General features: G+C 64.7%; 2 protein-coding genes and 2 pseudogenes. 3 read left to right on the top strand and 1 reads right to left on the bottom strand.

Translation table 11 applies throughout. The features are described from left to right. A pseudogene (locus ACESL8_RS12780) lies at positions 1 to 460 on the top strand (hypothetical protein); the annotation flags it as partial. A 192-nt stretch (positions 461 to 652) separates the two neighbouring features. Here ACESL8_RS12780 and ACESL8_RS12785 read toward each other — a convergent pair. Then, positions 653 to 2,596: a prolyl oligopeptidase family serine peptidase gene (locus ACESL8_RS12785; RefSeq protein ID WP_372919449.1), complete on the bottom strand. Its 1,944-nt coding sequence runs from the start codon at positions 2,594 to 2,596 to the stop codon at positions 653 to 655. A gap of 123 nt (positions 2,597 to 2,719) precedes the next feature. Between ACESL8_RS12785 and tolB the strand changes: the two genes are divergently transcribed. After that, entirely contained in the window at positions 2,720 to 4,039 is a 1,320-nt protein-coding gene (gene tolB / locus ACESL8_RS12790) for a Tol-Pal system beta propeller repeat protein TolB (protein ID WP_372919451.1), read from the top strand. A gap of 39 nt (positions 4,040 to 4,078) precedes the next feature. Further along, positions 4,079 to 4,378, top strand: a pseudogene (locus ACESL8_RS12795) (peptidoglycan-associated lipoprotein); the annotation flags it as partial.

Below are 4,378 nucleotides of genomic sequence, written 5' to 3' on the forward strand. Positions count from 1 at the left end.
AGCCCCGCCCTCTCCGCTCGACACGTCCACCCTGTCCAGCCTGATCGACAAATCGCTGCCCAAGGCGGCCAAGAAGCCGCTCGATACCTCGAAACTTGCCAAGAAATTGAACGCAAGCGCCCCCGCCCGCGCCGCCGTCGATCCCCGCGCCGCCGCCACGCTGGCCCAGGCCATCCGCGCCCAGGTCGCCCCGTGCTGGAACCCACCCACCGGCGGCCGCGACGTGCGCCGCATGACCGTGGTCGTGCGCGTCAACTACAGCCGCGACGGCCGCGTGATCGGTCTGCCCGTGGCCGACACGCCCACCAGCCAAACCGCCGCCAACGCCGACTACGCCCGCGCCTTTGCCGAAACCGCCCGCCGTGCAGTGCTCCGCTGCCAACCGCTGAAACTGCCGGCCGAGTTGTACGATTTGTGGGGCAGCGTGGAGATTAATTTTGATCCGGAAGAAATGGCGTAAGGGTGCCGATGTGATGCCTCCGGCGGCCAGGGTCACAAACCCTGAACCCGTATGTTTTCGGGCAGCCCTTGTTTAAAACACCCTCGTCATGCTGGCACAGGCCAGCATCCAACGCGTCCGCCGCGCGCGCTAGATCAAACGGGTGCAGTGGACGAGTCCTTGCCCGCCGCAGGCCCCTTCTACTCAGCCCTTTCACCGCGCCGGTTTCAAATGGCGTTCAAACCACTCCAGCGTCCGGCTCAGCGCATCCAGCTGGTTCTCGCGCTTCTGGAAACCGTGGCCCTCCGCCTTGTAAAATACCGTTTCCACACTGTTGCCCTTGGCTTTCAAGATGTCAGCCACTTCCTGCGCCTGACCGCGCGGCACGCGAATGTCGTTTTCGCCTTGCAGGGACAGCAACGGTGCGGTGGCGGCGCGGATGAAGGTGAGCGGGGACACGGCTTCGTAAACGCCCTTGAACTCATCGGGCGCGCCGATCAGGCTGCGCTGATAGGCTTGCAGGCGCGCGTCTTCATTGTCCCACATGGTGCGCCAGTTGATGATGCCATATTGCTGCACGGCGGCCGCGAACGCGCCGGGCGCCTTGCCGATCGCCATCAGCGTCATGAACCCGCCATAGCTGCCGCCGGTGATGCCGATGCGTTTGGCATCCACAAACCCGGTCGCCACCAGAAAATCGCGGGCTGACAGCACGTCTTTCAGATCGCCGCCGCCCAGATCGTTGTGGTTGGCCTGTTGGAAGGCACGGCCGTAACCGGTGGAACCGCGGAAATTAGGCTGGATCACCAGATACCCCCGCGAGGCGAACAGCGCAGCGGTGCGGCTGAAGCCATCCTGGCTTTGCCCGGTGGGCCCGCCGTGGGGCAGCACGATCGCCGGCGCGCTGCCATCGCGCTTCAGGTTGAACGGCATGGTGAGCACCGCGCTGAGCAGCGTGCCGTCGAAACCCTTGAAGGCAACAATATGGGATTTCGGCAGATTGGCCGGCGTCAGACTGGCCATGGCGGTTTGGGTGAGCGGCTGGCTGGTGCCGCTGGCGATGTCGTATCGGAACAGATCAGACGGCGTATCAGCCCCGCCATGGCCGAAAATCAGGCTGCGGCCATCAGGCGCAAAGGCGCCGGCCGGCGCACTGTTCACGCCCGGCGGCAGCGGCAACGGCTTGGACACCAGGCTGGCGGTATCGATCAGCGCCAGGGTGGAGCGGCCATCGACATTGGTGCGCACCAGCATCGATTTGCCATCCGGGCTCATTGCGCCCGATGATTGTTCCCACGGCGTCGCCGCCAGCCAGCGCAATTTGCCAGTGCCGGCATCGAGCACGCCGGCATGATCCTGGCCGCTGCTTTCATCGCTGGTGATGGCGATGGACGCGCCATCCGGGCTGGAGTCGGACGCGGCATAGACCAGGCCCTTCTTGCCGAGCAGCAGGGTCGCTTTGCCGCTGGCGGCATCGATGCGCCACACCTCGCCGTCGTTGCCGCCAACATTGAGGCGATTGGCGATCAGCGCTCCGTCATTCGCGACCCAGGCCACCGCCTCCCAATTCCACTGCGGATCCTTCTCGTCGGTGAGCATGCGGACGGTTCTGCCATCCAGCACCGCCAGATTGGTCTGTGCAGCCCCTTTCCGCTTGTGGCCGATGGCGATGGCGCCGCTTTTGGCGGGCAATGGATCAGTCTCGCTCACATCATCGCTGCGGGTGATCTGTTCGATGGCGCCGCCGGCAGCGGGCACGCGATAGAGATCGGCATATTCGTTACCGCCCGAATCCTGCGTGTAATAAAGCCATTGGCCGTCGGCAGAGGCGGCAAGCCCGCTCTGCACATCATCGGATTGCACCATCTGGACTGGCCAGCTGCCACCCGCCGCCATGCGCCAGATGTTGGCGCGGCCCGACAGATTGCTGACCAGAAACAGCGTCTTGCCATCGGCGCTCCACACCGGGTTGGCGGCGCTGCGGGTGAACACCAGATCGGCCACCGGCACCGGCCGCGCATCGGCATTGGCCAGCGACATCAGGCTGGCGGCGTCGGTGATCGGGCGCGGCGGGCTGGGCACCGCGGCCCCAAAGGCCGTGGATGCGAGCGCGGCGGCCAACAACAGGGCGGCGCGCAGGGCGGTTCTGGTGATCATGGTTTCCCCAAGGATATGGCTGTCAGGTATGAATCAACCAACAGTTTGCATCCCGATCCTCCGCCGTGCAACCCGCGCGCTGTTTAACTCCCGTTCAGCTTTGCCGCCTGATATGATGCCGTCATGCGCACGATTCTGCTTGTTGCCGCGGCGATTGCCGGCCCCGCCTTTGCTCAGGGCGCTCCGCTGCGCGTCGATATCAACGCTGGCCTGATGCAGCCGATGCCGATCGCGGTGCCGGCGTTTGCCCCCGGCAACGGCGCCAGCACCGAAGCCGGCAGCACAACCCAACTGGGCCAGCGCGCCGCGCAGGTGATTGCCGGCGATCTCAAATCCTCCGGCCTGTTCAAAACCATTGATCCCGCCGCCTACACCACCACCGTGGGCATCGACGATGTGCTGAAACCCGATTTCCCGGCGTGGCGCACGATTGCGGCGCAGGCGCTGGTCACCGGCACGGTCACGGCCAATCCGGACGGCGGGATCACGCTGGCGTGCTATGCCTATGATGTGTTCGCCGGCAGCGAAATCGCGAGGGCTGGTTTTGTCACCACGGCAGCGGGCTGGCGGCGGGCGGCACACAAATGCGCTGATCTGGTCTATTCGCGCCTGACGGGCGAAACCGGCTATTTCGACAGCCGCATTGTCTATGTCAGCGAGACCGGCCCGCGCACCAAACGCATCAAGCGGCTCGCCATCATGGATCAGGACGGGGCGGGCCACCGCTTCCTCACCTCGGGCCAGAATCTCGTGCTCACGCCGCGTTTTGCGCCGGGTCAGCAGACGATCACCTACATGAGTTTTGAAAAAAATCGGCCTAGGGTGTGGCTTTACACGTTGGGCAGCGGCCGGCAGGAGGCCGTGGGCCAGTTCGCTGCGATGACGTTTGCGCCGCGCTTTTCGCCCGATGGCCAAAGCTTGGTGCTGTCGATGGCGGTGGGCGGCAACACCGACATTTATCGCTTCAACATCGCCGCCCGCAGCGTCACCCGGCTCACCAGCGGGCCAGGCATCGACACCTCGCCAAGCTTTTCGCCGGACGGCACCAGAATCGTGTTTGAAAGCGACCGCGGCGGCAGCCAGCAGGTCTATGTGATGAACGCCGATGGTACTGGCCAAGGGCGCATCAGTTTTGGTGAAGGCCGCTCGGCCAGCCCGGTGTGGAGCCCGCGGGGCGATTACATCACCTTCACCCGCATGGGCGGCGGCCGGTTCGGCATCGGTGTGATGCGCCCTGATGGATCGGGCGAACGGCTGCTCACCAATGGCTATCAGGATGAAAGCCCGGCGTGGTCACCCAATGGCCGCGTCATCCTGTTTGCGCGCGGCGATCGTTCGGGGCGTTCGGGCTTGTGGTCGGTTGATATTTCCGGTTTGAATGAACGCCGTCTCGCCACCCCGCTGGATGCATCCGATCCGGCATGGTCCCCGTTGTTACCCTGAAAATATCTTTGAAATGTCAGCTGGAAGAGGAACGCCCACATGATCCGCCACCTGCCCAAACTGAGCCTTTTGGCCGCTCTCGCGCTCAGCCTTGCCGCGTGCGGCAGCAAGAAAAAAGTCGAACTCGAAGCCCCGCCAGTCACCGCCAGCCCCGAAACACCCGCCGCCCCGGCTGGTGATGCCGGCGCTGGCGAAACCACGCCCGGTGTGACCAGCAACATCGCACCCGGCAGCCAGGACGATCTGCGCGCCCAGTCCGGCAGTGACACTGTGTTGGTTGGTTATGACAGCTATGAACTGGACGGCACCGCCCGCGCCGTGCTGATCCGCCATGCCCAG

This window comes from Sandarakinorhabdus sp. (genome assembly GCF_041689835.1).
Lineage (GTDB): Bacteria > Pseudomonadota > Alphaproteobacteria > Sphingomonadales > Sphingomonadaceae > Sandarakinorhabdus.